This window comes from Arthrobacter sp. 05N429 (assembly GCF_056397045.1).
On the sequence record NZ_JBFTMQ010000027.1, the window covers coordinates 1 to 2,964 of the forward strand.

Annotated in this window: 1 protein-coding gene and 1 rRNA gene; one reads left to right on the plus strand and one right to left on the minus strand. The window is 65.7% G+C overall.

Annotated features, from left to right (window positions below):
* Window positions 1–337: 337 nt before the first annotated feature.
* Window positions 338–2,791, plus strand: coding sequence for an HAD-IC family P-type ATPase (locus tag AC1DF4_RS19075; RefSeq protein ID WP_476914344.1), 2,454 nt, complete (start codon window positions 338–340; stop codon window positions 2,789–2,791).
* A gap of 82 nt (window positions 2,792–2,873) precedes the next feature.
* Here AC1DF4_RS19075 and rrf read toward each other — a convergent pair.
* Window positions 2,874–2,964: ribosomal RNA gene (rrf, locus tag AC1DF4_RS19080) — 5S ribosomal RNA — on the minus strand; the annotation flags it as partial.

Consider the following 2,964-nt stretch of genomic DNA (forward strand, 5'->3'; position numbering starts at 1 on the left):
GGAGCCAAAGCAAATCAGCGTTTCCGCGACTCACAACTCCACCAGCAGGAACCCCACCCTAATCCGGCACGCTAATCAGCGAACCATTTTTCAGGCTGTTCAGAAGGGGGTCGGTCGCTATCTTTCCGCATCAGCGGCGGCGACTCGAACAACAATACACGCCCCCAGCACCCCACACAAATCCACCCACACCACCCCACCCACACCCCCAAAAACCCCGCCACCACACGGAAATCATCGCCTCCGGGGTCCTGCTGCATCCACAAACCCCGGAAAGTCACCCCTGTGGGCTGCATCACCTGCATTCCGCAGCGCCTCCCGTTACGATCAGGAGGTGATGGCAGAACACCGGCGTCATAGACCAGAGGTGGTTCATCGGCGCGTGTCCGGACCTGCCGCCGCCGGCCTGTCCCGTGGCGACGTCGCCTCCCGGATGAGCAGCGGCCTGGACAACCGCGTGCCGGACGCAACCAGCCGGAGCCTTTGGGAGATCGTCCGCGCCAACGTGCTGACTCTGTTCAACGCGATTGTCGGCACGAGCTTTATCTTCCTGCTCCTGCTGGGCAGCTGGCAGGATGCGCTCTTTGGCTTGGCGGCTGTCGGCAACGCCGTCATCGGCGTTGTGCAGGAGTACCGCGCCAAGCGGTCCCTGGACCGCCTCGCCGTCCTCGAGGCCCCGCTTGCCCGGGTCCTGCGTGACGGGTCCGTGCAGGAGATCCCGACCGCCGACGTCGTGCTTGACGACGTCCTGGTCCTGCGGGCCGGCGACCAGGTCACGGCCGATGCCTCCGTCCTTGAGAGCGGAGGACTGGAGTCCGATGAATCCCTCCTCACCGGGGAGTCGGATCCCGTGGATAAGGATGCGGGGGCTGAGGTGCTCTCCGGCTCGATCATTGTCGCCGGCCGGGGCACCGCCCGGGTGGTCCGGGTGGGCGCTGAATCCTTTTCGAGCAGGCTCGCCGCTGACGCGAAACGGTTCTCGCTGGTGAACTCGGAGATCCGCAACAGCCTCAACCGGATCCTGCGCTGGCTCACCTGGGCGCTGCTGCCGGTCGCGCTCATCGTTGCCAACGGCGAGATGCAGTCCAGGGGCGGCTGGGAGGAAGCCATCGCGAGCGGTGCCTGGACATCCGCCATGGTGGGAGTGATTGCGAGCGTCATCGCCATGATTCCGCTGGGGCTGGTCCTGCTCTCGAGCGTGGCTTTCGCCGTAGGCGGGGTCCGGCTGGCCGGGAACAAGGTTCTCGTCCAGGAGCTGGCCGCTGTCGAGGGCCTGGCCCGCGTCGATGTCCTCTGCCTGGACAAAACCGGGACCCTCACCGAAGGCCGAATCATCTTTGACGGCGTGCATGAGCTGGCCGAACCGGCCGAACCCGGCTGGGAGCACGCGTTGGGGTGGTTCGCCGCGGATCCGGAGGCAAACGCCACGTCGCGTTGCCTTGAGTCGGATTTTGAGCACGACGGCGGCACGCCGGCGGTCTCATCGGTTCCGTTCTCTTCCGCCCGGAAGTGGAGCTCCGTGACGTTCGACGGCGGAGGTCCACGCCGGGGCTCCTGGATCCTCGGCGCCCCTGAAGTAGTTCTTGGTGCCAGGACTGGCGGCGCTGGAACGGGTACGGCGACGGGCGCCGTACTGGACAGGGCCGGCCGGCTCGCCGCCTCCGGGCTGCGGACAGTCTTGCTCGCCTACGCAGACGGCACCACCATCACCGTCAACGACCCGACGCTGCCGGCAGAAGTGAATCCTGTAGTTGTGCTCACGTTCCGGGAACAGATCCGCCCCGATGCCCGGCAAACACTCAACTACTTCCGCGATGAGGGCGTTGAGCTGAAGATCATCTCGGGGGACGACCCCCGGACCGTCGCGGCGATTGCACGCAGCGTGGGCCTGGACATCGGCGATGGCTACGATGCCCGGAAACTCCCCGCAGACCCCCAACTTCTTGAAGAGGTCATGGGCGATAACACGGTCTTCGGCCGCGTGAGTCCGCACCAGAAGAAGGACATGGTGGCAGCACTTCAGCGCCGGGGGCATACGGTCGCAATGACAGGCGACGGCGTCAACGACGTGCTGGCGCTGAAGGAGGCCGACCTTGGCATAGCCATGAACTCGGCCGCCCCTGCCACGAAGGCCGTGGCCCGGCTGGTGCTGCTGGACGGACGCTTCGACCGGCTGCCCGGGGTGGTCGCGGAGGGCCGTCGGGTGATTGCCAACATCGAGCGGGTGTCCAAGCTGTTCCTCAGCAAGACGGCCTATTCGATCGCGATCGCAGTCAGCTTCGGGCTCCTCAACCTGCAGTTTCCGTTCCTGCCCCGCCAGCTGTCCTTCACCGATGGCCTGACGATCGGCATCCCCTCCTTCTTCCTGGCCCTGATGGCCAATACCCGCCGCTACCGGCCGGGGTTCCTGCGCCGGTCCCTGTCCTTCGCGATCCCCGCCGGGCTCATCGTCACGAGTGCACTGCTGGGGTTGAACCTGTACGCGACTTCCAGCGCAGCTACCGACGCCGGGCCGGAGTCGCTGCAGTCCGCATCGGTCCTTACCCTGTCTGTGCTCGGGTTATGGATACTCACGGTGGTCTCCCGACCGCTCGACGCAAGGAAGTTGGCGGTGGTGTTGGCGATGTGCGCCAGCCTCGTCATCCTGCTCAACCTGCCGTTGGCCCAGGAGTTCTTCCATCTGGCCTTGCCGCCCGCGGATTTGTTGCGGGCAGCCCTCGTGGCTGCGGTTGGCGGAGGGCTCGTCCTCGAGCTCCTGGCCTGGACTCACAGCCGGAAGTTCCCCCGCTAAACGGGTGTCCTGGTTGTGGTTTGCGGGGTTAAATGCGGGAGAGCCCCAACCTGTGGTTGGGGCTCTCGACCGTGTAATGATGTTCCGGCGGTGACCTACTCTCCCACACCCTCCCGGGTGCAGTACCATCGGCGCTGTGGGTCTTAGCTTCCGGGTTCGGAATGGGACCGGGC